The sequence below is a fragment of the Pseudomonas sp. F-14 TE3623 genome (genome assembly GCF_053629015.1).
Map to the genome: position 1 here is coordinate 1,541,149 of NZ_JBRJHM010000001.1, position 24,671 is coordinate 1,565,819.

20 protein-coding genes and 1 pseudogene are annotated in these 24,671 nt (G+C 57.1%); 13 read left to right on the forward strand and 8 right to left on the reverse strand.

What is annotated here, in order from left to right; translation table 11 throughout:
* Positions 1–34: 34 nt before the first annotated feature.
* On the reverse strand, positions 35–982 hold the full coding sequence (locus tag AB7M29_RS06905) for an IS110 family transposase (protein WP_217858081.1): 948 nt from the start codon (positions 980–982) through the stop codon (positions 35–37).
* 311 nt (positions 983–1,293) lie between these two features.
* Between AB7M29_RS06905 and AB7M29_RS06910 the strand changes: the two genes are divergently transcribed.
* From AB7M29_RS06910 to AB7M29_RS06930, 5 genes are all read left to right on the forward strand, one after another.
* A complete protein-coding gene (locus AB7M29_RS06910; RefSeq protein ID WP_448722933.1) occupies positions 1,294–2,739 on the forward strand; it encodes a SulP family inorganic anion transporter in 1,446 nt (481 codons plus the stop codon).
* 220 nt (positions 2,740–2,959) lie between these two features.
* Complete coding sequence (locus AB7M29_RS06915) at positions 2,960–4,309, forward strand: GntT/GntP/DsdX family permease (RefSeq protein WP_454246589.1); 1,350 nt, start codon at positions 2,960–2,962, stop codon at positions 4,307–4,309.
* A 15-nt stretch (positions 4,310–4,324) separates the two neighbouring features.
* Entirely contained in the window at positions 4,325–5,185 is an 861-nt protein-coding gene (locus AB7M29_RS06920) for a MurR/RpiR family transcriptional regulator (RefSeq protein ID WP_448722935.1), read from the forward strand.
* A 1-nt stretch (position 5,186) separates the two neighbouring features.
* Positions 5,187–6,644: a D-aminoacylase gene (locus AB7M29_RS06925; protein ID WP_454246590.1), complete on the forward strand. Its 1,458-nt coding sequence runs from the start codon at positions 5,187–5,189 to the stop codon at positions 6,642–6,644.
* 168 nt (positions 6,645–6,812) lie between these two features.
* Positions 6,813–7,181 carry a glyoxalase superfamily protein gene (locus tag AB7M29_RS06930; protein ID WP_454246591.1) on the forward strand — a complete coding sequence of 123 codons (369 nt, stop codon included), beginning with the start codon at positions 6,813–6,815 and terminating at the stop codon, positions 7,179–7,181.
* 106 nt (positions 7,182–7,287) lie between these two features.
* On the opposite strand, the gene AB7M29_RS06935 is transcribed toward AB7M29_RS06930, so the two are convergent.
* Both AB7M29_RS06935 and AB7M29_RS06940 read right to left on the reverse strand, forming a co-directional pair.
* On the reverse strand, positions 7,288–8,151 hold the full coding sequence (locus AB7M29_RS06935) for a methyl-accepting chemotaxis protein (RefSeq protein WP_407682179.1): 864 nt from the start codon (positions 8,149–8,151) through the stop codon (positions 7,288–7,290).
* Positions 8,152–8,193: 42 nt separating this feature from the next.
* Positions 8,194–9,207: pseudogene (locus AB7M29_RS06940) on the reverse strand (methyl-accepting chemotaxis protein); the annotation flags it as partial.
* A 260-nt stretch (positions 9,208–9,467) separates the two neighbouring features.
* Here AB7M29_RS06940 and pmrG point away from each other — a divergent pair.
* Together pmrG and AB7M29_RS06950 are read left to right on the forward strand one after the other, a co-directional pair.
* Entirely contained in the window at positions 9,468–10,139 is a 672-nt protein-coding gene (gene pmrG, locus AB7M29_RS06945; RefSeq protein WP_454246592.1) for a lipopolysaccharide core heptose(II)-phosphate phosphatase PmrG, read from the forward strand.
* 34 nt (positions 10,140–10,173) lie between these two features.
* Positions 10,174–11,064 carry a phosphatase PAP2 family protein gene (locus AB7M29_RS06950; RefSeq protein ID WP_454246593.1) on the forward strand — a complete coding sequence of 297 codons (891 nt, stop codon included), beginning with the start codon at positions 10,174–10,176 and terminating at the stop codon, positions 11,062–11,064.
* A gap of 166 nt (positions 11,065–11,230) precedes the next feature.
* Here the strand turns inward: AB7M29_RS06950 and AB7M29_RS06955 are convergent, their stop codons facing one another.
* Positions 11,231–11,599, reverse strand: a complete 369-nt coding sequence (locus AB7M29_RS06955; RefSeq protein ID WP_454246594.1) for a DUF6124 family protein — start codon at positions 11,597–11,599, stop codon at positions 11,231–11,233.
* A 168-nt stretch (positions 11,600–11,767) separates the two neighbouring features.
* A complete protein-coding gene (locus tag AB7M29_RS06960) occupies positions 11,768–12,556 on the reverse strand; it encodes an AraC family transcriptional regulator (RefSeq protein WP_454246595.1) in 789 nt (262 codons plus the stop codon).
* 119 nt (positions 12,557–12,675) lie between these two features.
* On the opposite strand from AB7M29_RS06960, the gene AB7M29_RS06965 reads away from it, so the two are divergent.
* Complete coding sequence (locus tag AB7M29_RS06965; protein WP_217857569.1) at positions 12,676–13,560, forward strand: EamA family transporter; 885 nt, start codon at positions 12,676–12,678, stop codon at positions 13,558–13,560.
* A gap of 125 nt (positions 13,561–13,685) precedes the next feature.
* Here the strand turns inward: AB7M29_RS06965 and AB7M29_RS06970 are convergent, their stop codons facing one another.
* Both AB7M29_RS06970 and AB7M29_RS06975 read right to left on the reverse strand, forming a co-directional pair.
* Positions 13,686–13,943, reverse strand: coding sequence for a hypothetical protein (locus AB7M29_RS06970; RefSeq protein WP_038978867.1), 258 nt, complete (start codon positions 13,941–13,943; stop codon positions 13,686–13,688).
* Positions 13,944–13,979: 36 nt separating this feature from the next.
* The gene (locus AB7M29_RS06975; RefSeq protein ID WP_454246596.1) at positions 13,980–14,354 is read right to left on the reverse strand and encodes a DUF6124 family protein; all 375 of its coding nucleotides are present in this window, start codon (positions 14,352–14,354) and stop codon (positions 13,980–13,982) included.
* Positions 14,355–15,009: 655 nt separating this feature from the next.
* On the opposite strand from AB7M29_RS06975, the gene AB7M29_RS06980 reads away from it, so the two are divergent.
* Entirely contained in the window at positions 15,010–20,142 is a 5,133-nt protein-coding gene (locus AB7M29_RS06980) for a RecQ family ATP-dependent DNA helicase (RefSeq protein ID WP_217857572.1), read from the forward strand.
* Between the two features lie 704 nt (positions 20,143–20,846).
* Here the strand turns inward: AB7M29_RS06980 and AB7M29_RS06985 are convergent.
* A complete protein-coding gene (locus AB7M29_RS06985; RefSeq protein ID WP_032902490.1) occupies positions 20,847–21,719 on the reverse strand; it encodes a WYL domain-containing protein in 873 nt (290 codons plus the stop codon).
* A 118-nt stretch (positions 21,720–21,837) separates the two neighbouring features.
* Between AB7M29_RS06985 and AB7M29_RS06990 the strand changes: the two genes are divergently transcribed.
* The 4 genes from AB7M29_RS06990 (at position 21,838) to AB7M29_RS07005 (ending at position 24,647) form a co-directional block, all read left to right on the forward strand.
* Positions 21,838–22,101 carry a hypothetical protein gene (locus AB7M29_RS06990; RefSeq protein WP_454246597.1) on the forward strand — a complete coding sequence of 88 codons (264 nt, stop codon included), beginning with the start codon at positions 21,838–21,840 and terminating at the stop codon, positions 22,099–22,101.
* A 10-nt stretch (positions 22,102–22,111) separates the two neighbouring features.
* The gene (locus AB7M29_RS06995) at positions 22,112–23,143 is read left to right on the forward strand and encodes an ADP-ribosylglycohydrolase family protein (RefSeq protein WP_454246598.1); all 1,032 of its coding nucleotides are present in this window, start codon (positions 22,112–22,114) and stop codon (positions 23,141–23,143) included.
* Positions 23,144–23,248: 105 nt separating this feature from the next.
* Positions 23,249–24,109, forward strand: a complete 861-nt coding sequence (locus AB7M29_RS07000) for a hypothetical protein (protein ID WP_218188713.1) — start codon at positions 23,249–23,251, stop codon at positions 24,107–24,109.
* The gene (locus AB7M29_RS07005) at positions 24,102–24,647 is read left to right on the forward strand and encodes a BREX protein BrxB domain-containing protein (RefSeq protein WP_454246599.1); all 546 of its coding nucleotides are present in this window, start codon (positions 24,102–24,104) and stop codon (positions 24,645–24,647) included. Before AB7M29_RS07000 ends, AB7M29_RS07005 begins: the two co-directional genes overlap by 8 nt.
* Positions 24,648–24,671 lie beyond the last annotated feature (24 nt).

Genomic DNA, 24,671 nt, shown 5'->3' on the forward strand with positions numbered 1-24,671 from the left:
CAATGTGGGAGATTCTATGGTTGAAGGGAAGCCCTCAACCAGCTTTGGGTTGATATTCGCTCTGTCCTTTCAGTAGAGCGAATACGATCCGAGCAAGCTTGCGAGCCAGTATCACCAGCGCCTGAGTGGTGCTGAAACCTCGAGCTCTTTGCTCTTCATAAAAGCCTTTCCAGGCTGGCGTACGGCTGGCCGACATAGCTGCATTGTGCAGAAGCCGGCGAGCTTCCGGGTCACCTCGCTTGGTCAAGCTCCGGCGCCCGTCTTTTTGCCCTGACTTCGCCACCCGCAAATCCATTCCCAGAAAGGCAATAAAGGCATCTGCGTTTCTGAAGTCGCCCCGCTGAAACGCCGTGAGCAAGCGGGCTCCGGTCAGAAATCCAATGCCTTCAACTTTCAGGCAACGCTTCAACTGACCGAGCAAACCGGCTTCTTTCAGATGATCATTAATCGTCTTTTCGACCAGCGTTTCAAGCTGCTGCATGGCTTTCACTTGCGCGGCGAAAGCAGATTTCAGCAGCGGTTCATTCGCCCAACTTTGCACCAGGCCGACCCGCGCCTGAACCAAGGCTGCGCGACGACGAAAAAGGCTCAAGAGCTGGCGGTACAGCGGTGATGGCGGGGTCCAAGGATGAAGATCATCACCTTCGTTCTTCAGATAGCGGGCGAGCAGTCTGGCATCCAACGCATCGGTTTTGGCGCGGATATTCACCCCTTTTCGGTAATGGCTGAGTTCATAGCCACCCACCATGTAAATCACGCAGCCAGCCTCATAGGCCAGATCGGCGAACTCCAGGTGATAGATATTGGTCGACTCAATGGCTACCGCGACTGTCCCCGACAAGGCTTTCAACCACTGCTTGATGGCAGCCTTGTTGTTGGGAATCTCTTCAAGCAGGTCAAGTTCGGCGTGATAGATCACCAGTTCGTTCTTGGCGACATCCACGCCTACGATTGGCTTTGTGACAGAAACCGGCATTGCCATTGGATTTCCTCCGGGATATGTTTTGAGCACTTGAAGGGCTCACCCAGAGGCGCAGGCTTGTTCCTATCGTCGGTCCTAGCCAGATGCATTCTTTATCGGCGCTTGGGTGAAAGGAGGAGGGGCGAAATCTCCCACGGATCTGTACTGCGTCAACAGTCAGAATCGGGCTTTGTCCCTCCTCCTCCCTTCAAGTCCTACCATACAAGCGGGCTTGCTCGCGAAAGCGTTTCTGCGGCCCATTCACTGGCCTGCCCGCCCTCAATTCCGTAACATCCGCCCTCTCTTCTCCCGCCTGTATTTTTAGGTAAGCCATGAAACCCAAACGTCTGCGCGCCGATGTCCTGGCCGGACTCACGACCTCTTTCGCCCTGCTGCCCGAATGCATTGCCTTCGCGCTGGTGGCCCACCTCAACCCATTGATGGGGCTTTACGGCGCTTTCATCATCTGCACCCTGACTGCGCTGTTTGGTGGGCGGCCGGGGATGGTGTCTGGCGCCGCCGGATCGATGGCCGTGGTGATTGTCGCGCTGGTGGTGCAGCACGGCGTGCAGTACTTGCTGGCCACTGTGCTGCTGGGCGGATTGATCATGCTGGCGTTCGGTCTGTTGAGGCTGGGCAAACTGGTGCGCATGGTGCCGTACCCGGTGATGCTCGGCTTCGTCAACGGCTTGGCGATCATCATTGCCCTGGCCCAGTTGGAGCATTTCAAAAGCGGTGAGGCCTGGTTAAGTGGTTCGCCGCTGTACATGATGATCGGGCTGGTGGCGCTGACGATGGTCATCGTCTACCTGATGCCGCGCCTGACACGTGCCGTGCCCCCAGCACTGGTGGCGATTCTGGGCGTTGGGTTGGCGGTTTACCTGCTCGGCCTGCCGACCCGCACCCTGGGCGACATGGCGAACATTGCCGGCGGTTTGCCGAGCTTCGCGCTGCCAGATATCCCCTGGAGCCTGGAAACCCTGCACATCATCGCGCCTTACGCGATATTGATGGCGTTGGTCGGCCTGCTGGAAACCCTGTTGACCCTGAATCTCACCGACGAAATCACCGAGAGCCGCGGCTACCCGGATCGCGAGTGCGTGGCGCTTGGAGCTGCCAACATAGTTTCTGGCGTGTTCGGTGGCATGGGCGGCTGCGCCATGATCGGGCAAACCATGATCAACCTCAGCTCTGGCGGTCGCGGTCGGCTGTCCGGTGCCGTGGCCGGGATAATGATTCTGCTGTTCGTGCTGTTCCTTTCGCCGCTGATCGAGCGTATCCCGCTGGCCGCACTGGTCGGGGTGATGTTCGTGGTGTCGCAGCAGACTTTCGCCTGGGCCTCGTTGCGGGTGCTGAACAAGGTGCCGCTGAATGATGTTTTGGTGATCCTTGCTGTTACGGTGATTACGGTGTTCACCGATCTGGCCGTCGCCGTGATGTGCGGGATCATCATTGCGGCGCTCAACTTTGCCTGGCAACAGGCCCGCGAGCTGTATGCCGACATTCATCAGGAAAGCGACGGCAGCAAACTCTACCGCCTGCATGGCACGCTGTTCTTCGCCTCTACCACGCCATTCCTCAACCAGTTTGACCCTGCCAATGATCCGGCCCAGGTGACCCTTGATTGTCGCCACCTGAGCTTCGTCGACTATTCGGCCATCGCTGCGCTGAAGACATTGCGCGAGCGCTACGCCAAGGCCGGCAAGCAGCTACGCGTGCTGCATTTGTCCGAACGTTGCAAGAAACTGCTCAAACGCGCCAGCGAGCATCACGACTGAAATCGATGAGTGATCGTTCCCACACTCGCGTGGGAACGGATCAGCGTCGGGAGGATGAAAGTTCCACTATCGAATTTTCATAACTCACAACCTTCCATGCCTCTGCACGACATCCCTTATCCCTCCGCGAAAATTACTTTCACTTCGTTTGAAAGTCGCTCGTCGAAATGATTTATGAGTTTCACAACCCATTCGACGTGACCCTTTCGAGGAGTACCGCATGATGCTTTCCTTCGGCTATTGGCTGTTGGTTTATGCCGCCATCGCCATCATTGCGCTGATCGTTCTGATCGCCCGTTACCGGCTTAATCCCTTCATTGTCATCACGCTGGTATCCATCGGTTTGGCACTGCTGGCCGGGATGCCGCCGTCGGGTGTGGTGGGCGCGTATGAGGCCGGGGTTGGCAAGACGCTGGGGCACATTGCGCTGGTGGTGGCGCTGGGCACGATGCTCGGCAAGATGATGGCCGAGTCTGGCGGCGCCGAGCAGGTGGCGCGCACGTTGATCGACCGTTTCGGTGAGAAAAACGCGCATTGGGCGATGGTGTGTATCGCCTTTCTTGTCGGGCTGCCGCTGTTCTTCGAGGTCGGTTTTGTCTTGCTGGTGCCCATCGCGTTTACCGTGGCGCGGCGGGTAGGCGTGTCGATTCTGATGGTCGGCTTGCCGATGGTCGCGGGGCTCTCGGTGGTCCATGCGCTGGTACCGCCGCACCCGGCAGCGATGCTGGCGGTGCAGGTCTATCAGGCGTCGGTGGGGCAGACGTTGCTCTATGCGATTTTGATCGGCATTCCGACCGCAATCATCGCCGGTCCGCTCTATGCCAAGTTCATCGTGCCGCGCATTCAGCTGCCGGCGGATAACCCTTTGGAGCGCCAGTTCCTGGAGCGTGAACCGCGCGATAGCCTGCCGGGTTTCGGCCTCACCATGGCGACCATTCTATTGCCGGTGGTGCTGATGTTGATCGGCGGCTGGGCCAATCTGATTTCCACCCCGGGCAGCGGCTTCAACCAGTTTTTATTGTTCATCGGCAACTCGGTGATCGCCTTGCTGTTGGCGACGTTGCTGAGTTTCTGGACCCTCGGCCTGGCCCAAGGCTTCAATCGCGAATCGATCCTCAAGTTCACCAATGAATGCCTGGCGCCGACCGCCAGCATCACCTTGCTGGTAGGCGCCGGCGGTGGCTTGAACCGGATTCTGGTGGACGCAGGTGTCACCAATCAGATCGTCAGTCTGGCCGATGAATTCCAGCTGTCGCCGCTGTTGATGGGCTGGCTGTTCGCCGCGTTGATGCGCATCGCCACCGGTTCCGCCACAGTGGCGATGACCACTGCTTCAGGGATTGTCGCGCCGGTGGCCGTGGGACTGGGTTATCCCCACCCGGAGTTGCTGGTGCTGGCGACGGGGGCGGGGTCGGTTATCTTTTCCCACGTCAATGACGGCGGCTTCTGGTTGATCAAGGAATACTTCAACATGACCGTCACCCAGACCTTCAAAACCTGGACGGTGCTAGAGACCATCATCTCGGTGGTCGCCTTTGGTTTGACCGTAGGTCTTTCTTACCTGCTTTAGTCGGAGTCATCCGCCATGGACATCCTCTATCAGATCCGCGCCCGTCAGGATTCCTTCAGCGCCGGCGAAGGACGCATCGCCCGGCTGATGCTCGACGACGTAGGATTTGCCGCCTCCGCCAGCCTCGACGAGCTGGCGCAGCGGGCGGAAGTCAGCACCGCCACGTTGTCGCGTTTTGCCCGTACCGTCGGCTGCCGCGACCTGCGGGATTTGCGCCTGCAACTGGCCCAGGCCAGCGGCGTCGGCAGTCGCTTTCTCGACCCGGCGGGCACGCCTGAACAGTCGGCGTTCTACGGGCAGATCGTCGGTGATATCGAGTCGACCTTGCGTCAGCACTTATCTGCGTTCGATGAATCGCGCTTCGCCGATGCGGTGAAACTGCTGGGCAAGGTGCGGATGATTCACGCCTTCGGTATGGGCGGCTGCTCGACCTTGTGCAGCGATGAATTGCAAGTGCGGCTGGTGCGCCTCGGCTACCCGATTGCGGTGTGTCACGACCCGGTGATGATGCGCGTCACCGCCGCCAGCCTCGGTGCCGAACACGCTGTCATCGCTTGCTCGCTGACCGGCATCACCCCCGAGCTGCTCGAAGCGGTGGACCTGGCTCGCAGCTATGGTGCCCGAATTCTTGCGATCACCCGGGCTGACTCGCCGCTGGCGCAACTGGCCGATGTGCTGTTGCCGCTGCAAAGCGCCGAGACATCCTTCATCTACAAACCCACGGCGGCGCGCTACGGCATGCTGCTGGCCATCGACGTGCTCGCTACCGAGCTGGCGCTGGCCAGTCCTGAAGACAATCAAGAACGTCTGCGACGGATCAAACTGGCCCTGGACGACTACCGCGGCGGCGACGATCACTTGCCGCTGGGAGATTGACATGACGTACGACACGCTGATCCGCAACGCGCTGATTATCGATGGCAGCAACACCCCCGGTTACCCCGCTGATGTGGCGATTCTGAACGGTCGCATCGAGCGTGTCGGCGACTTGCACGATGCTCGCGCCGCCGAAGAAATCGACGCGGCCGGTCGGGTGTTGGCCCCAGGTTTCATCGACGTGCACACCCACGACGACACGGTGGTGATCCGTCAGCCGCAGATGCTGCCCAAGCTCAGCCAGGGCGTGACCACGGTGATTGTCGGCAACTGCGGGATCAGCGCCTCGCCAGTGTGTTTGCGTGGCGAGCCGCCGGACCCGATGAACCTGCTCGGCACGGCGGCGGCGTTCGTTTATCCGCGCTTCAGCGACTATCGCGCGGCCGTGGAAGCGGCGAATACCACGCTGAACGTGGCCGCATTGGTGGGCCACACCGCGTTGCGTAGCAATCACCTGGACGACCTGTTTCGCACCGCCACCGCCGAAGAAATCAGCGCGATGCGCGAGCAACTGCGCGAAAGCCTTGAGGCCGGTGCCTTGGGTTTATCCACAGGCCTGGCGTATGCCAACGCCTTCTGCGCTTCCACCGACGAAGTGATGCAATTGACCGAAGAGCTGACTGCATTCGGGGCGGTTTACACCACCCATTTGCGCAGTGAATTCGAACCGGTGCTGGAGGCCATGGACGAGGCATTCCAGATTGGTCGCCACGCGAAAGCCCCCGTGATCATTTCCCACCTCAAATGTGCCGGCGCCGGTAACTGGGGACGTAGTCCGCAACTGCTGGCGTCCCTCGAACACGCGGCGAAAACCCACCCGGTGGGCTGCGATTGTTATCCCTATGCGGCGAGTTCTTCGACCCTGGACCTCAAGCAAGTCACCGACGCCCATCGCATCACCATCACCTGGTCCACGCTGCATCCACAAATGGGTGGTCGGGATTTGATCGACATCGCCGCCGAGTGGGATGTGCCATTACTCGAGGCCGCCCGCCGACTGCAACCGGCCGGGGCGGTGTATTACGGCATGGACGAAACCGACGTACGAAGAATCCTCGCGCACCCGCTGTCGATGGTCGGCTCCGACGGCTTGCCGGAAGACCCGTTTCCTCATCCACGGTTGTGGGGCGCATTCCCACGAGTGCTCGGACATTTCAGTCGTGATGTCGGACTGTTTCCGCTGCACACCGCCGTACACAAAATGACCGGACTGTCGGCGGCACGATTTGGTTTGAAGCAACGTGGCGAGATTCGCGAAGGGTATTGGGCGGATCTGGTGTTGTTCGATCCAGTGACGATTCGCGATGTGGCGGACTTCAACGATCCGCAACGGGCGGCGGAAGGGATTGATGGGGTGTGGGTCAATGGTGCCTTGAGTTACAGCGAAGGGCAGGCGAACGGGAGAAGAGAGGGGCGGTTTCTGGCGCGTGAAGGGGATTTGCGTGAAGGGTTTCGGTGATCGGTGATACCGAAAAGATCGCGGCCCCTGTAGGAGCTGACGAAGGCTGCGATCTTTTGATCTACGCCTCATGGTGGCATATTGCAATTAAAGAAAGCCGCAACCAAGCCGAAGCGCTGACATCCAGCCCAGCTACACTCTGGGCCTTTTCAGTCTGGGAGCAACGCCATGAGCTTCGGCAAAACCACCCCGATCCTGCGGATTTTCGATGAGACCAAGGCATTGGAGTTCTACGTCGACTTCCTGGGGTTCAAGATCGATTGGCAGCATCGCTTCGAAACAAGCTTTCCGCTGTACCTGCAAATCTCCCGTGGCGAATGCGTGCTGCACCTGTCCGAGCACCACGGTGACGCGACACCGGGCTCGGCGCTGCGCATCGAGACGGATGAGCTAGAGGCGTTCCAGCAGCAATTGCTGGCCAAGGAATATTCTTTCGCTCACCCACAGATTCAGGCGATGCCATGGGGCAGTCAGGACATGACGGTGGCCGACCCGTTCGGGAATCGGTTGGTGTTTACCAATGCGATTAGTGTCTAAGCGTTAGACAGCCTTCGCGGGCAAGCCCGCTCCCACAGGTAATGTGCAATCCCTGTGGGAGCGGGCTTGCCCGCGAATGGATCTGTCATTCACCGCTGACCTAGCGTCAAACCCGGAAGTGACTGACCATCATCTGCAACTGATTACCCAACCGCGCCAATTCCACACTGGACGCAGCGGTTTCGTCGCTGGCGGCGGCGGTCTGTTCGGACACGTCGCGTACGTTGATGATGCTGCGGCTGATCTCTTCGGCCACGGCGCTTTGTTGCTCGGCGGCGGCAGCGATCTGCTGGTTCATCGACTGGATGTTCGACACGGTGCGGGTGATGTTTTCCAGTGACACGCCGGCCTTGCGGGTCAGCGCCACGCTGCTGTCGGTCAGGGCGCGGCTGTTGTTCATCACGGCCGACACTTGTTGAGTGCCGTTCTGCAGGCCGGCCACCAGACCTTCGATTTCCTCGGTGGATTTCTGTGTGCGTTGTGCCAGGCCACGAACTTCGTCGGCCACCACAGCAAAACCACGACCGGCTTCACCGGCACGGGCCGCTTCGATGGCGGCGTTGAGGGCCAGCAAGTTAGTCTGCTCGGCCACGGCTTTGATCACGTCCATGACGCTGCCGATCTTGTCACTTTCCTTCTGCAGCACGCTCATGGCTTCGGTGGAGCGCGCCACTTCGCTGGCCAGGCGCTCGATCTGGGCGATGGCTTCGTTGACCACTTTGTCGCCTTCGCGCGCTTCGCCGTCAGCGGCGGCTGCGGCCTGGGACGCTTCTTCAGCGTTGCGCGCGACTTCCTGAACCGTGGCCGTCATCTCGTGCATGGCGGTGGCCACCTGATCGGTCTCGATCTTCTGGCTGTTGACCCCGGCGCTGGTTTGCTCGGTCACGGCCGACAGTTCTTCGGCAGCGCTGGCGATCTGGGTGACGCCATCGCGGATACCGCTGATCAAATCGCGCAGGGTCACGCCCATGCGTGCGATGCCTTGCTGCAACACGCCGAGTTCGTCACGGCGGGTCACTTTGACGTCCTGGGACAGATCGCCGCTGGCGATGCGTTCGACCACGGCCAGGGTATCGCGCAACGGGCCGGTGATCTGACGGGTGATGATCACGGCGGCAATGATGCCCACCAGCAACGCCAGCAAGGTGCTGATCAATTGCAGCGTGCGGGCCTGGGCGCTTTCGGCGTCGCGGCGGTCGAGCTGGATCTGATACAGCTGATCGCTCAGCGTTACGATGGTGGCGCCCTGTTCGGTCATTTCCTTGCGCGCCTGCACCGCATCGGTGTTGGCGGCTTTATATGCTTGTAAGGCGCTGCGGTAGTTGCTCAGCGCGGTTTCCAGCTGGCGCAGGGCATCTTGCTGGGTCTCGGCGAAATGCACGTTGAGCTGTTTCAGGCTGGCGATGGCCGTGTCCAGTTGGGCGACGGCTTTTTGCTCGGTATCGGCGTTGGTGCTGGCGGTATAACCACGCACTTCGTAGCGCGCGAGGATGAACGCTTCCTTGGCCGCAGTGATGGCCTGGAACTGTTCGAAGCGTTGGTCGCTCAGGGGCATTTGCTGCACACGGGCGCTGATCGCTTCGATCAACTTGCTGGCGGTTTCAGCATTGGCGCCCATGGCGTCGCGAGCACTGTTACCGGTGCGGTAGGCGCTGCGCATTTTGTTCAGGGAGATCTGGTAAGCGCTGATGGTCGCGCTCTGCTCTTTGAGCAATTTGACGTTTTCCGGGCTCTTGAAGCTCGACAGCAACGCTTGTTGCTGAGCGATGAAGCCGTCGAGGGTGGTCTGCACATTTTGTGCGGCCGTTTCATCGCCGTTGGTCAGCATGTATTGCAGGCGAACCACACGCAGTTTGGTCAGGCCGGCGTTGAGCTGAGTGATGTCGCTCATCCAGTTGCTGCGGTCAATCAACCCGCCCAGGCTCGTCCAGCCGGTCAGGGCGAGGACGCAAGTCAGTGCCAGGACCAGGCCGAATCCCAGGCCCAGTTTCAGGTTCACGCTGATATTACCGAACCAGCTATTCATCAATATTCCTCCAGGAACGTTGCGCTTCTTGATCGTCGGTTGGCTGGAAGATTGTTGTTTTAAGAGCCAGCAAAGGGTTAGCAGGTCTGTATCGGCAGCAATCGCGAGAGCTGAAAGAATTTTGTTGGATGGATTCTGTAACAAGATTTTTGGGCGGGTCTTAAGCTTTTTTTCACATGGGTTTCACCGGCTGCTGACGCGCGCCTCTTTACCCTCGCGGCATCGAATCACAAGGGTGCATGCCGGCGAGGCGGCTTGATGTGGAATTGAGACTGAGTCTGTTCGGGATAAAACGCTCGATCGATCTGAGCCGTTTGGCCCGTTATCGAAACGCCGCGGTTGTGCTGGCATCTGCCTTGTTGGTGATTCCGCTGACGATTTGGCTGTTGCGGCCTGCTGCCGTGCCGGACCTGGCCCATGGCAACGTGGCGGGTGCCCGCGCGCTGGCGACCGGTTGGGCCAAGGGCGACATGATCGTGCTGGTGCGCCACGTCGAGCGTTGTGATCACTCCACGGCCGCCTGCCTGATCGGCAACGATGGAATCACCGACCGCTCCCGCAGCGTGGCGGTGAGTGTCGGCGCGCAGTTCGAGCGTCTGGGGCTGGATCGGGCCGACATCTACAACAGCCCGATGATGCGTACGGCGCAAACCGCCGGTTACATGTTCAACAAGGTCGGCGTCGGCGAAGACTGGTTGATCCGCTGCAGGGGCAGCATGCTGCGCGATGCCCTGGCGCACAAAGTGGCCGGGCGCAACCTGATTCTGGTGACCCATAGCGAATGCATGGCGCAACTCGAAAAAGACCTCAAGTTACCGACCGCGACCTTGGGTTACGGCGCTTCTCTGTTTATCTCCGCCAAAAAGTCTCAGCCACCGCGCATGCTCGGTTTCATCGAGGCCTCCGACTGGCGTTCGGTAACCACCGAATGAGCTTCACCATCATTCTTCTGGATCAGGACGTACGATGCTGACTTCTTCCCGTTATCGCTTTTACTGGGCGAACTTCGGTATCCCGCTGGCCTGTGCGGTCGTGGTGTTCCTGCTGTTTGACCTGACCAAAATCGATATCGCCTTCAGCGATCTTTTTTATGATCCTGCCACCCGCGTGTTTCCGTTGGACCACGTCCATTTGTTCGAGAAGATCACCCATAAATGGGCGCGGATCATCCCGAACTGGACTGGTGAGGTCGCGATGATTGGCGCTTTGCTGTCGTTTCTCTGGCCGCGGCTGAAGGCTGAAAAACATTCGAAAATCATCGCGTTCCTGGAAAAAATCAAAGTCGCACCGGTACTTCGGTTCGCCAGTAAACACCGTCGGGACTTCCTCTATGTGGTGTTCGCGTTTTCCATCAGCACTGGCGTTATCCACTACCTCAAAGGCCACACCAGTGTGTATTGCCCGGTCGAAACGACTCAGTACGCCGGGAAAATCGAACACAAGGAGTGGTACCAGAATTTCGACCTGCTGAAAGTCGCCGGCGACGGTCGCTGCTGGCCGGGTGGACATGCCTCGGGCGGCTTCACCATGCTGGCGCTGTACTTCGTGGCGCGCCGCTATCGCTGGCGGTATTCCAAAGCGCTGATGCACGGCTCGCTGCTACTCGGTTTCGTCTACGGCACGACGCGGGTTCTACAGGGTTGGCACTACATGTCCCACACCTTCTGGGCCGGAATCTTTGTATGGCTGGCATGTTTGCTGACGGCATTGGCGTTCTATGGACGGGCGCGGCTGGAGCTGCCTGTACTGCAGAAGGCTGCGTCACCTGTGGTTGAGCCGTTTACAGGGTTACACATCGCTAACAAAACGACAGGCAAAAAAAAGCCCGCGGGAGGCGGGCAAACTGTAGTTTCTTGAATGAGCGAGAGGAATGTACAGGTTGGAGAGAGGCGGTTGGGTGAAGAAAAATTCATGTTGATGTAAGGCTTCTCCATTTTGCTTTTCTACGCCGAAACCTGTGTCTGTGACCGTCGCATGCATCGATCCATGACAAAACCTCCCTTCGATCTATAAGCGCGATCACTCAGTGAACGACGGGAGGTTTGTCTACTGCCACCAACCCGTTCGGGTCGAGGTTATCCCGCGCTCGGTTGACCAAAAGCTCGGTCAGCATCGTCAACTGCTGAAGAGCCAGCGCCACATTGCGCTGCGGGCCTTCGAGTTGGTTGGCAAAGTCCAAAGTCATGACGTTGAGGGACGCCAGTGTTTCGCTGGCGTGAGCGAGCAGGGTGGGCATGTCGACGTCGGGGCGGACGCTGAAGATGTTCCTGTTCAGGTTGCGTCGGCGGGCGCTGACGGCGCGTTCGGTGGCTTGGGGAAGTTGGGTTGGCTCGAGGGCTTCAGGCTCTGAAGTGGCCGGGTTTTCAACTAACTTCAGGGTGATCTTTTTCATAAGGGCGTTCCATGGGGTTAGGGATCCTTACGCTGTTTCGGCTTGTCAAAACCGTCCGCAGGGTTCGTAGCGAAGCGTGAAGACTATCTTCCGGAAACCTTGTTCGCCAGTTCATGGAAGTCGCTACGGGTTGCGGGAAATTTCCCAGGATCACGTGGCTCCAATCTGTCAGAGAAACCCTTTCTCGCTACGAAAATACCGACTGGGCGCCTCGCCCAATATTCGACGGAAAACACTGGTGAAGGCACTCGGGCTGCTATAGCCCAGATCAGTCGCCACCCTCGTAATTGCCTCCCCATTACCCAGACGCACAACGGCCGCCAATAGACATGCCTGCTGGCGCCATTCGACGAAGCTGATACCGGTTTGTTGGCGAAATAGACGGGTGAATGTGCGGCGGCTCATCCCGACTTGCCTGGTCATATCATCAATCCCTATCTCCAGCGAAGGTTGCTCCAGCAGGTTGCGACAGGCGTGTGCCAACCTTGGCTCAACCGGCAGAGGTGCATTAAGCGATAGGGGCGACATGCCTGCTATTTCGTGAAGCAGCAATGTCATCAGATGGCCGTCCAGATGCTCCTTCGCATACAGTGCCGGAACGTCTATGGCGCGGATCAGCAGCTGCCGAAGCAGTGCCGACACGCCGAAGACCTGGCAGTGCGCAGGCAGACTGAGCCGAGCCGCGGCACGGTTACGGATGTAGGTATTAAGCATGGTGACCGGCCCGCTCATGCTCATCTCATGGGGAACTTCCGCCGGTACCCAGATAGCCCTTTGTGGGGGCACGACCCAGTTACCCTGGCTGGTGAATACCGTGATGACGCCGCAGGCGGCGTAGGCGTACTGCCCACGTTGATGCGTATGCAGCGCAAAGCGCTGGCCATCCAGATAGTTATTGGCCGTCACCACTGCATCGCGGGGTGTGTTTTCGTAGGGATCTATTTCAGTTTCGCGCATGGCCCGAATTTAATGATTTATGACCTGGTAGTGCAAGCGAGCCATTGCCTCTATTGCTCATAGTGATGACTTGGTTGGTGCATACAGCTGCCTGCCTTGTCTTCTGGAAATAGAACTTCATGCAGAAAAAACATCTGACCCTGGCCGTCTTGGTGACAGCCGTCTGGGGCCTGAACTTTCCCATCACCAAACTAGGCCTGGCCGCTATCGATCCGCTGTTGCTGACGGCTCTTCGCTTTACGCTGGCTGCGTTGCCGTGGGTATTTTTTGTCAGGCGCCCGCCGATCGCCATAGGGTGGTTGGCCGCCTATGGATTGATTTTTGGCGTCGCGATGTGGGCGTTAATCAACCTGGGCATCGAACTGGGTGTCCCACCAGGAACCGCTGCCCTGTTGATCCAGTTCAGTGCATTTTTTACCTTGGGTTGGGGAGTGTTGCTGTTTCGCGAGCATCTGAGCTTTGGACAGACTCTTGGAGTGGGGCTCGCAGCGCTGGGCTTGATCAGCATTATTTTCAGCAGTCCCGGCCATGCGACGACAGTAGGTTATGGCTTGTTGTTGGTGAGTGCCTTTAGTTGGAGTGTCGGCAACGTCATCATCAAAAGGTCGAAGGTCCGGGAAATGTTCGCCTTTGTGGTATGGGCCAGCCTGTTCCCGCCGATTCCCTTGTTGGTACTCACTTGGCTGGCACACGGTTCTGCTCCGTTTACCTCCCTGGCAACGCACCTTGAGTGGGTGTCGGTGTTCTCGATTTTGTTTCAAGTCTACGCGGCGACGCATTTTTGCTATTGGGGTTGGAATCTACTGCTGCGAGAGTACCCGGTTTCCAGGGTGGCACCGCTGTCTTTGCTGATTCCGGTGTTTGGGATCGCAGGTTCGATGCTGATGCTTGGGCATAGGGTTGATTTCAATGAAGGGGTTTCGATTGCGCTGATTCTATCGGCACTTGCAGTGGGGTTGATGAAGGAGCGCCAGTCGGTGCGCATTGCACCCTCTGGAAAATAGGGGCATTCAGTTCTGTCACGTATTCAGAGCATCCCTATCCGCTCAAATCCAAAAAAAGGCACCTGCGATATGCTCAGGTGCCTTTTTTGTTGGGGACGGGGGCAACGATTTCTATGCTGGGTTCGTTACGACGCCGAAACCTGCATCTGTAACCTTCTCCCAACCACATCCAGCAAATCGCAGCCATCGCGCAGCGAAGTCACCAGCACCCGCGCCAGTTCACTGTAAACGCCTTCGTTCGCGGCGAAGCTCTCCAGCAATTGAGTCGCGGTGCGGATGCGGTAGGCCGCCGTTTCATGCAGCACATCCAGCGGTGCTTCGGTGTCGATCAGCAGCGACGCAATGGTGCAGTCGATGCCGGTGACCGGCATGTATCGATCCATGACAAAACCTCCATTTCGATCAACGAGCGTGATCACTCAGTGGCAGACGGGCGTGACCGAAGGCAGGGGCGAATCGAGGTTATCCAGAGCTCGATTGATCAACATTTCGGCCAGCACGGCCAGTTGCTGAATCGCCAATGCCACGTTGCGATGCGAGCCTTCAAGCTGGTCGGCCAGGTCGGTGGTCATGACATTCATGGAGGCCAGGGTTTCGCTGGCGTGAGCGAGCAGGGTGGACGTATCGACGTCGGGGAGGATGGTGAAAACATGGCTCACGGGATCGGGCTGTTTCGGGTCGCGCAAGCGGGCGCTGACGGCGCGTTGGGTGGCTTTGGAGAGTTGGGTCAGGTCGAGGGCTTCGGGTTCTGAAGGGGTATCGGTTTCTGGAGGGTTGGGGGTGATCTTCTTCATGTTGATGCTCCTACACTAGTTATGGAAGCGGCCACCCCTCTGCTGTCAAACAGAATTGGGTGGCAGCTGTGCGCGGGTTGACAGACCGGTAGTGTAGGAACCCGGTGCACCCGAAGATGCCCCACGCACAGCCGCCATAAACGAGACTGCATGCGCGTGAGCATGCTGCCTGATCAGGAGGAGTGAAAGGTTACACTTTTCGGCCTGTCAAAGCCCAATCGCTGATTTGCAGCGACACCTGGAGGCTATCCTTGATGAGCTGAGTCCGCTAGTTCATGGAAGTCGATGCGTTTTGAGGGAAATTTCCTAGGACGGGGAGGATAGGAAGGTCCCCGATACCGAACCTCAACCGATCCAGCGATGACCCTACCGTCAACCCATAATCAACGTCGGTTAATCCGGCCGCTAAGCAACAAGTCTCCGTTTTGAAGACCGTACACAAATACCCGATCCACCTTCAAGCTTTCAAATAGTCGATGGTTGCTGCCGATGGCGACAGATAGAAGTCGGTCAACGATCGGATCGGGGCGCTGAGCATCTTTCTACTCGGCCTGCGCAGTTCATGCGTTTCTGTCCTGCATCAGCATCCGATCATGTATCGTGATGTAACGCTAAAATTTGGCCATGTCTCGCGGTCAGAAAGGACTCTGGATGTATGAGTGAATCAGCAATTCCGAACACTTTGATTTTCGATTTGGAGGTGGTACCTCCGACTGAGTCAAAGCCGGCCAAAATAATAATGGTCGGGGCGTTGCGGCCCACTACCGGCCAAGAGTTAGAGCTCAAGATCTCCAAAGATCCAACGGCGGCGCTTGCTCAGTTGGATGCACTGGGGCAGGGTGCAGACTATGTACTTGGGCACAACCTGATCGACCACGATCTGCCATTGCTCAAGTCCCAGGCTCCTCAACTGGCGCTACATGATCTAGCTGTAGTCGATACCCTGCGCTTGTCGCCGCTGGCTTTTCCGAAAAATCCGTATCACCGGCTGATCAAAGATTACAAGCTCATCCGCGAAAGTTTGAATTCCCCGCTCGGAGACTGCCGCTCAACGCTTACGCTTTTCCAGGACCAGCAGGCCGCGTTTGCCGATCTGAAGTTGATGAATGTACGGGAGCTACTGTGCTACCAAACATTGATCGCCGCAAAAGGTAGTGACCTTGAGTCCATATTCCAGTCGATTACACAGACCCCTGCGCTTTCTCTCGAAGAGCTGCGCGCGGCAATCACGCAGCTTCTGGTCGAGACTGATCCGGCGTTCAAACGGCAATACAAAGTTTGCCAGACCCGGCTCTTCAGCTTGTTGGAAAATGATCTGGAGCGGGATGAGTTGCGCTGGCCACATGCCTATGCGCTTGCCTGGCTTCGAGTCTCTGGCGGTAACTCGGTGCTCGCACCTTGGGTGAGGCATCAGTTTCCCGAGGTCGGCCGAATCATTGGAGAGTTGCGCGATATCCCCTGTGGGAAAAAGGAGTGCGAGTACTGCAGCACCGAGCATGACCCGGTCAAGGAGTTGAAACGCTACTTCGGTCACGACGAATTCCGTCGTGATAGCGATGGTCGGTCTCGCCAGCATGATGTAGCGCTTGCTGGTATGCGCGGTGAAAACGTTCTTGCCGTATTGGCCACAGGGGGCGGTAAGTCAATCGGCTATCAACTGCCGGCCCTGAACCGCTATCACCGAAATGGCAGCCTGACGATCATTGTCTCGCCGCTCCAATCGCTGATGAAAGATCAAGTAGATGGGCTGATCGCATCCAACGTCCAATGTGCTGCCGCCCTCAGCGGTCTGCTGACACTCCCTGAGCGAGCCGACGTCCTGGAAAAAATCCAGATGGGTGACATCGGCGTGCTGCTCGTCTCGCCTGAGCAGTTTCGCAACAGTACTTTTCGTCGGGCCCTCAGGCAGCGACAGGTTGGCGCCTGGATCTTCGACGAGGCCCACTGCCTGTCGAAGTGGGGTAATGATTTTCGCCCGGACTACTTGTATGCCTCGCGCTTCATTAGTGAATACCACAAAGACCAACCGCTCGCTCCGATTGGATGCTTCACTGCGACAGCCAAGCCGGACGTACTGGCGGACATCCGCGCGCATTTCCAAGACTCCCTTGGCATTACTTTCAAGGAGTTCATTGGCTCGCACGAACGCGTCAACCTGCACTTTGAAGTTGTCCCTTGTCAGAAGTCAGAAAAGCGCCAGCGTACACAGCAGTTGCTGGAAGACAATCTGGTCACCCAAGAGGGCGGGGCCGTGGTCTTTGTCTCCAGCCGTAAAGGTGCGGAGGAGCTTTCGGAGTTTCTGGTTGGGAAGGGTTGGGCTTGCAAGTATTTCCACGCAGGGCTCCCGCCTGGCGAAAAGACCGACATTCAGAACGATTTCATAAAAGGGGTGCTTCGAGTCATCGTTGCCACCAACGCCTTCGGCATGGGGGTCGACAAGAAGGATGTCCGCTTGGTCATCCATGCGGATATCCCCGGCTCGCTTGAAAATTACCTGCAGGAGGCTGGCCGCGCCGGTCGAGATCAGGAAAGCGCCCGCTGCGTGCTGCTCTACGATCCACAGGATATTGAAGCGCAGTTTGGGATAAGCGAGCGCTCCAAGCTCAGTCTTCGTGATATCCAGCAAATTCTGAAAAAGCTGCGCGGGGAAACTTCAAAGCGCAAAGGACGAGAGTTGGTTATTACGGCCGGCGAGATTCTGCTGGATGCAACTGTCGAAACGACTTTCGCAGCAGAAGATCGTGATGCCGAAACCAAGGTGGTGACGGCCATCGCTTGGCTGGAACGTAGTGATTTTCTGCGCCGTGAAGAAAACCAGACGCGTATCTTTCCCGCCCGCGCTGCACTCACCCTTGAAGAGTCGCAGGTGCGTCTCGTGGAGGCGAAACTCCCCCAACGCAGGTTTGCCGAATTCAAGGCTATCCTCAACTACCTCTTTCAGGCCAAGGCCGACCAACGTATCAACACTGATGAACTCATGACGCTTACCGGCCAGTCGCTGGAGGAGGTTGCCGGGGCCTTGAAGCAGATGGAACAGATGGGAATCCTGATCAATGATTCTCAGCTGACGGTGTTTGTCCGATATGGCGTCGTCGGCTCATCCAATCAGCGGCTTATGCAATCGCTGGAACTTGAAAAGGCATTGTTCGAGTTGCTGCCTGAACTCTCGCCAGATGCAGAAAATGGTGAATGGCAAGACATCAACCTTTCCCAGCTCAACACCGCATTGAAGGCCAGGCTGGAGCGTGACGATGTGAATCCCATTCAGGTACTCAGGCTGCTCAAGAGTCTGGCCCAGGATCGCGACGGTGAAAGCCAACAGCGCAGCACCTTCGAAATTCGCCCGATCAATCGTGATCATTTGAAGCTGCGCTTTACCGGCCGTCATAGTTGGAAGCGTATCAGCGCATTTGGTGAGAAACGCCGCACCATTGCAACGCTGCTGCTTAATTACCTCATCTCCCAACTTCCACCGGGTGCCCGAGCCCGCGATCTGATGGTCGATACCACCTTTGGCAAGCTGGTCGCCACGCTTGAGGGCGATCTGGTCTTGAAATCCACGATGCCGGCAGATCAGTTTCGCAGAGCGGTGGAGCACGTGCTGTTGTATATGCACCAGCAGGAAATTTTGACTCTGAACCACGGTATGACTGTCATGCGGCGTGCGATGACAATCAAAGTGGACGGCGAAAAGGCTGAAAAGAAGGTGGGGTTTTACAAGGACGATTACGCGAAGCTCGATGAACATTACCGGGAAAAATGTGTTCAGGTGCATGTCATGCGTGAATATGCCGAGCGCGGAATCCATGACATGGAACCGGCGCTCAGGCTGGTACTGGCGTACTTTGGAAACCCCAAGCGCGACTTCATCAAAGAATATTTCAATGAGCGCGAAGAAGTTCTGAAACTCGCAACCAGCGAGCAGTCTTGGAAGGCCATCACCCATTCCTTGAGTACCGTCCAGAGATTGGTCGTTGCCGACAACGATGACGTCAACCGATTAGTTCTGGCCGGCCCAGGGTCTGGCAAGACACGTGTCATCGTCCATCGGATTGCTTACTTGTTGCGCGTGCGCCGAGTACCCGCCAGCAGCATCATTGCCTTGGCATTCAACCGGCATGCCGCCAATGAAATCCGCAAGCGCTTGTTAGCATTGGTTGGAGCCGATGCCTACGGTGTCAGCGTGCTGACCTACCACGCGATGTCGATGCGATTGACGGGCACCCGCTTCGAGCGCGGTGAGGCCGTCGATGAGACGCGGTTGACTCAGGTAATCACCGATGCGGTGCACTTGCTGGAGGAGGGTGGCCAGGCGACTGGTGAGGACAACTTATGCGAGCAACTGCTGCGTGGCTACCGTTACATTATGGTTGACGAGTACCAGGACATCGATGAGATGCAGTACCGACTAGTCAGTGCGTTGGCTGGGCGCAATGCCGAAGAGGACGGGCGCTTATGCATTTTGGCGGTGGGTGATGACGATCAGAATATTTACGACTGGCGCCATACCAGCAACCAGTACATCGAGCAGTTCCGCGACAACTACGATGCCAGCGTCACCTACCTGGTGGATAACTATCGTTCGTCCGCCAATATCATCAATTCGTCGAACCGGGTGATCGGAGAAACTGAAGGCCGGATGAAAGCAGAACATCCCATCACCATCGACAAGGCTCGCCGGGAGCTACCCGCAGGTGGGCAATGGGAGGCGCGAGATCCGGCCCGGGCGGGTAAGGTGCTGCGAATCCAGCTTCCTTTTGCTGACCGGTCCAAGGGTAACCTACAGGCTCAAGCTGTGGCGGCTGAGCTGGCGCGGCTTATTTCACTGGAGGAAAACGGCACCTGGAACGGATGCGCGATACTGGGCCGAACTCATGCCTATCTCAAACCGGTTCAAGCCTGGTGCGAACTCAACGAGGTGCCTTATTTTCTCGCCTCCGAGAATGAGGACTCAATCCCTTTGACGCGCCAGCGGGGCTTCCTGAAAGGGATAGGGTGTTTACGCTTGATCGAGCAGCCTCAGACGGCGACGGAGGCCATCTCTATGCTTCGGCCGAGCCTGGATGATCCGCACTGGCAAGAATTCTTTGAAACAGCCCTCCTGTGCCTTGTTCAGGAAATGGGCGAATGCCAGCTGTCTTCACATTCAATCATCGACTGGTTATACGAGTACCCGCGGGCACTTCGCAAACAAGGAAGGCAGGGCTTGTACCTTGGCACCGTACATTCCGCCAAAGGCCTGGAGTTTCGCCATGTCGGATTGCTGGACGGCGCGTGGAGCCGCACATCTCAAAACTTGAATGCAGACCGCCGCCTCTACTACGTTGGCATGACGCGGGCGGAACAAACATTGACCTTGGGAGAGTTCGAGTCTGGAAATCCATTCAGTCCCAAGCTTTCACACAGTGCCTTGGTACAAAGCTTCGCCGGCGATTTCGATCCACGACTGTCTCGCACTTACATTCAGCTTTCGCTGGCTGACGTAGACATCGGCTTTGCCGGCAGAAGCACTGCGACGCATCAAATACACCGGGCGATCGCCGAACTACAAACGGGCCACCCCCTTCACCTCACGCGCGATGGTGATCGGTACTTGCTTCAGGACCCCCAAGGGCGAGTCGTTGGTCGTACTGCGAAAAACTTCAAAGCGAACGTCGAGATAGACCAGTGCCATGTGGAAGGGATAATCGCCCGGTATGCCGGTGAGGCTGATCAGCAGTTTCGACCTGCTCTAAAAATGGAAATGTGGGAAGTAGTGATTCCTAGAATCAGCGGGATGCCGAGGTAAATTCTGGCGCTCCGGCGCCGACATATGTGCGAATACTTTACCTATCGATGATCAGGATGGCTTGGCGCAGGACATTTCCGAGGGCGCTCGCGGCGACGGTTGCATCTTTGGTCGCGGGCGGATTTGTCCTGGTCTGGTTGGCCTGTTTGCGGGGAAGTTGGATTCCCGCACCGCTCGCTTCTACAGTGGATGCGGGATAGCCGACAATTTACCAAACCCCAGATGCAACAAAGCCCGCACTTGGCGGGCGTTGTCGTTTTCGGATTGGCCGGGGTAATTTGAACAGGTTCTGTATGTTATTGATTTAAAATAAAAATATATTACTGACTTTTGTAGTGGAATACTGTTTGGAATGCCATCGGCTGAGGACTCCACCGGTTTGCACTTCAAATGAGGTTACCTGTAAGTGAGTCATCTGCAGTTGTAGTTCAGTGCGACGCAATCTGTCGTTCCCCCATGAGCATGCACCAGCCATCGAACAATGGAGGGCGTCACGTGCTGAAAGATATTCTGGCTGCTGTCGGAATCGTTGTTATCGCAAAGAAAGGGTATGAGGTGTATAGGCAGTACAAGTCAATGGAGGCGGAGTGTGAAATCTTACGCAAGGGGCAAAGGGGGCTCAGTGTCGCCCTCTCGCAACCCGTTTCCGGAACTGACTCAATGCGTGACGCGCTGTGTCACGCATTGAGTCAGTAGCTGTTAGATCACTCATACAACCAAGGCTTCAACTCATCCAGGTTCTTCACCACGATCTGCTGTGCGGCGGGTTTGGGGTCGAGTTTCTTCGGATCGATCTGAAAGCGTTGTAACACGTACTTGACCAACGCCCTGCGTGTTGGAATGACCAGCACACCATCCATCATCCCGAAGTCGGCTTCGATGATCGCCTTCTGTTCCGGCTTGAGGCGTGAGTCGGGCTCGATGATCACGGCCACTTCGGTGTTCCAGTCTTCATCGTCTCCGATGAGGTTCTCGGTCTTGCGCTCGAACTCCGGTTGGCCGCGCAAACGACTTAATACAAAATCCCGGTACTCACGATTCTTCTCACAGTACGCCCGCACATGCCAGCGCATGCCGGTGTAAATCAGCGTGTGCGGCGCGATCAGGCGAATTTCCGGGTTCGGGTTGGCGAGCGAAACGTACTCGATTTCAATTACCTCGCTATCGCGGCAAGCCTTGAGCAGCGGGCGCAACACTTCGGGCCGAATCGTCCGGTCCGGCACTTCCAGGACCATGGTGTGTGCGTAGGCCAGTGCCAGGCCTTCCACATGCGGTGCGCGAGAATGGGTCTGGTTCAGCAGGTGCAGATAGGCGTTGGCGCTGTCGTCAATGAACCGCGGCTTGAACTGCTTGCTTGGTACATAGCCCTTGAGATGCTTGTCATATGTAAGATTTTTAGGCGCATGGTCCGTTATGTAGGTGTTGATGTCCTTCGACGCCTGCTGACGACTGATCCCGAAGCTCTGGATCAAGTGCCCTGTGGTCAGGCGGCCCTCCCACCATGCAACGGTTTCGATTAAACGATAGCGAAGTGCCAGATCCCAGCGGACTTGTTTGATGTCTTGTGTGCGTTTCATGACCACTCCATCTGCTCGTTTTGTTTACCTGTATAAGTCTACATTCTAGACCTGTCGCTTATCGCTACATATATTTTCTCTGTCTTCGAAGTCGTTCGAACTCACTAAGGAAATGGATATGAACACGTTGGACATGGTTTCGGCAGGTGCGCTGGCGTTGCTTGGGCTGATCCTGTTGATCCTGTTGATCTTGTTGTTCCAGTACCTGCGGCTGCGTGGCATCTGGCAGATGATGCTTGTCTGTCGGACTGCAACTCGCTGGGCCCGAATCTGGGAAATGGAAAACAAGGAACTGCGCTCTGCTCTCAGAGCAGAAAAAGCACATGTCGAGCAGCTGAAAAGAAAGATGGTGCTGCTGCAAGCATTGATTCCGACACCATAAGGAAGCAGACATGAATAGGCTCGAACGAATCAAAGGCTGTTTGCTGGGCGGCGCTGTCGGTGATGCTCTGGGCGCACCCGTCGAGTTTCTCGTATGGTCGGCCATCGAAGCGAAATTCGGTCCGTCCGGGATCGTCGATTTTGTTCCTGTCTGCGGCATCACCGGTGCCATCACCGACGACACGCAAATGATGCTCTTCACTGCCGAAGGCCTTCTGCGCGCTTACGTTCGCGGCAGCTCCCGTGGCATCTGTCATGTGCCCAGCATCATCCATCACTTGCTGCTGCGCTGGTTGCTCCCCCAAGGCTACCGGCCGGCAACGTCAGTCAGCCGGGATGGTTGGCTCATCAAAGAGCGCTTGTTGTGGTCGAGAAGAGCACCGGGCAACACCTGTCTCAGCGCATTAAAAGCGAGCAAGTGCCTAGGTGTTCTCGCTGAAAACAACAGTAAGGGCTGTGGCGCGGTCATGCGCGTCGCACCCTGCGCCTTCTTCGGCAACGCGTTCGATTACGCCGCAGAATCCGGTAGCCTAACCCACGGTCACCCAACGGGCTACCTTGCGGCAGGCCTGTTCGCCGACATCCTACAGCGCATGGCTGACCGGCAGGACAGCCTCGAACGCGCCCTCACAGAAAGCCTTGCCACCCACGGCGACAAAACAGGTCTGGAAGAAACCCGCACCATCCTTGAACGCGTGTTGTTCTACTTCTACGAGGGCTATCTCCCCACGCCACAACGCATCGATGAGCTCGGTGGCGGTTGGGTCGTTGAAGAAGCACTCGCCATCGGTATCTGGTGCGCCCTTACCGCCACTTCATTCGAGCAAGGCGTTATCAGCGCCGTGAACCATAGCGGGGACAGCGACAGCACCGGAATGATTGCAGGGCATTTTTTGGGGATCCAATACGGTTCCGCCGCTATCCCGGCGCGGTGGTTTGAAGGGGTGGAACTGAGAGCGGTGATCACACAGATTTCCGAGGATATCGATGAAGTGCCACGTCGCTACTCCGGCGGTGTCAGCGCGAAATACGATGAAATGTAGAGGCGTTATCCGGGATGATCCTTGCTACATGCGGCTTATGTCGATTTGACATCACGCCTCCTAAGAAAGAAAGTGTGCAAGACCTGCTAAGGACAGTAAGTGATAATGGCATTTTCCCCAATTAGCCCCTTCTTCTTTGTGTTCGACAAACAGGAAGATCAGTGGCGTGTAGCAACAAGTGATGCCATGACTACCCAGCAGTCTCTGACCAATTTCGGCTTTAAATTCGGCAAAAGCGGGGCGCACGACTCGCGCACCATGATGCTGCCTGAGTTGCGAGCGCTTTTTTCTCGTACCGATATCAATACAAGTCGGCAGCAGTATCGCGAGCATATCGTTGATCTTAACTGCCTGGACAAGCCCACCAGCAGCGCCCGAAAACTCACCGCCGGTCACTTAGTTGATCTCTATGGCTTGTCTGAAGACATCCCAATGTTCCGGATTTTTCGGCGTCTCTGGGAACTACGTCCTGAGGGCCAACCCTTGCTGGCCCTACAATTAGCGGCGGCTCGTGACCCTCTGTTTCGTCTGTCCGTGCCACTGATACTGGAGTTGCAACCGGGTGAGCCGTTGCAGCGTGAACAAACCGAAGCCGTACTGATGGCCCAGGATCCCAATCGCTTCAGCCCTTCGTCGCTCAAATCCTTTGCCCAGAACATCAATGGCAGCTGGACCCAGGCGGGTTTTCTGCAAGGGCGAATCAAGAAGAGCCGAGCCGAGCCGATAGTCACAGAAATCAATGTCGCCTTCGCTCTGTTCCAAGCCTACCTCAATGGCCTAAGCGGACAACGGCTGTTCAGTAATGAGTGGTGTAAATTGCTCGATTGCCGTTTTGAACGACTGCTGGAGTTGTCGCGCCTTGCCTCCCAGCGTGGACTGATCACTCTCAAACACTCTAGTGAGGTCATCGAAGTGGACTTTCCCGATTTCCTCACTTCAACCGAAAAGGCCTGGCTCCATGAGTAGTCGCCTGAACAAACTGGTCAAGAACTTTGCCCATCATATCGGATTGCCCTGGCAGGCCGGTTTGTCCCATGAGCAACGGGTGTTGTTTGCCGTCTACCACAAAGAGGACGAGCTAAAACTGCGTGCGCGTATCGAAGAATTCAAGGTCGCTACTGAAGGGGCTCGGCACCTCTGGCTGCCGCTGGATATCACCAATGCCTTTGCCAATTGGATGGCTGCCGAAGAGTACCGGGACTCTTACTTTGCCGACCCCAATGACCTCATCGGCAACTACCCGGACTTCATCTATGACCAGCTCGAATGTCTTCAGCAGCAGATCGTCGAGCAGGCTGATGCCAACACCGTGGTAGCCCTTATCGGCTGTGGCGCCTTGTTTGGCTTCGGCTCGGTCGCCGGATTTGTCAAAGAGCTCTCCGTACATGTTCCTGGTCGCCTGCTGGTGCTTTTTCCGGGCGAGTACATCGATAACACATACCGCCTGCTGGATGCCCGCGACGGCTGGGGCTATCACGCCACAGCGCTGACCGCCGACAACTGAATAGCTGTTTTGCTTTAAGGGACT

Coding starts and splice junctions, on each gene's coding strand:
- AB7M29_RS06905 (WP_217858081.1), bottom strand. CDS start 982: ATGGCAATGCCGGTTTCTGTCACAAAGCCAATCGTAGGCGTGGATGTC.
- AB7M29_RS06910 (WP_448722933.1), top strand. CDS start 1,294: ATGAAACCCAAACGTCTGCGCGCCGATGTCCTGGCCGGACTCACGACC.
- AB7M29_RS06915 (WP_454246589.1), top strand. CDS start 2,960: ATGATGCTTTCCTTCGGCTATTGGCTGTTGGTTTATGCCGCCATCGCC.
- AB7M29_RS06920 (WP_448722935.1), top strand. CDS start 4,325: ATGGACATCCTCTATCAGATCCGCGCCCGTCAGGATTCCTTCAGCGCC.
- AB7M29_RS06925 (WP_454246590.1), top strand. CDS start 5,187: ATGACGTACGACACGCTGATCCGCAACGCGCTGATTATCGATGGCAGC.
- AB7M29_RS06930 (WP_454246591.1), top strand. CDS start 6,813: ATGAGCTTCGGCAAAACCACCCCGATCCTGCGGATTTTCGATGAGACC.
- AB7M29_RS06935 (WP_407682179.1), bottom strand. CDS start 8,151: ATGGGCGTGACCCTGCGCGATTTGATCAGCGGTATCCGCGATGGCGTC.
- AB7M29_RS06950 (WP_454246593.1), top strand. CDS start 10,174: ATGCTGACTTCTTCCCGTTATCGCTTTTACTGGGCGAACTTCGGTATC.
- AB7M29_RS06955 (WP_454246594.1), bottom strand. CDS start 11,599: ATGAAAAAGATCACCCTGAAGTTAGTTGAAAACCCGGCCACTTCAGAG.
- AB7M29_RS06960 (WP_454246595.1), bottom strand. CDS start 12,556: ATGCGCGAAACTGAAATAGATCCCTACGAAAACACACCCCGCGATGCA.
- AB7M29_RS06965 (WP_217857569.1), top strand. CDS start 12,676: ATGCAGAAAAAACATCTGACCCTGGCCGTCTTGGTGACAGCCGTCTGG.
- AB7M29_RS06970 (WP_038978867.1), bottom strand. CDS start 13,943: ATGGATCGATACATGCCGGTCACCGGCATCGACTGCACCATTGCGTCG.
- AB7M29_RS06975 (WP_454246596.1), bottom strand. CDS start 14,354: ATGAAGAAGATCACCCCCAACCCTCCAGAAACCGATACCCCTTCAGAA.
- AB7M29_RS06980 (WP_217857572.1), top strand. CDS start 15,010: ATGAGTGAATCAGCAATTCCGAACACTTTGATTTTCGATTTGGAGGTG.
- AB7M29_RS06985 (WP_032902490.1), bottom strand. CDS start 21,719: ATGAAACGCACACAAGACATCAAACAAGTCCGCTGGGATCTGGCACTT.
- AB7M29_RS06990 (WP_454246597.1), top strand. CDS start 21,838: ATGAACACGTTGGACATGGTTTCGGCAGGTGCGCTGGCGTTGCTTGGG.
- AB7M29_RS06995 (WP_454246598.1), top strand. CDS start 22,112: ATGAATAGGCTCGAACGAATCAAAGGCTGTTTGCTGGGCGGCGCTGTC.
- AB7M29_RS07000 (WP_218188713.1), top strand. CDS start 23,249: ATGGCATTTTCCCCAATTAGCCCCTTCTTCTTTGTGTTCGACAAACAG.
- AB7M29_RS07005 (WP_454246599.1), top strand. CDS start 24,102: ATGAGTAGTCGCCTGAACAAACTGGTCAAGAACTTTGCCCATCATATC.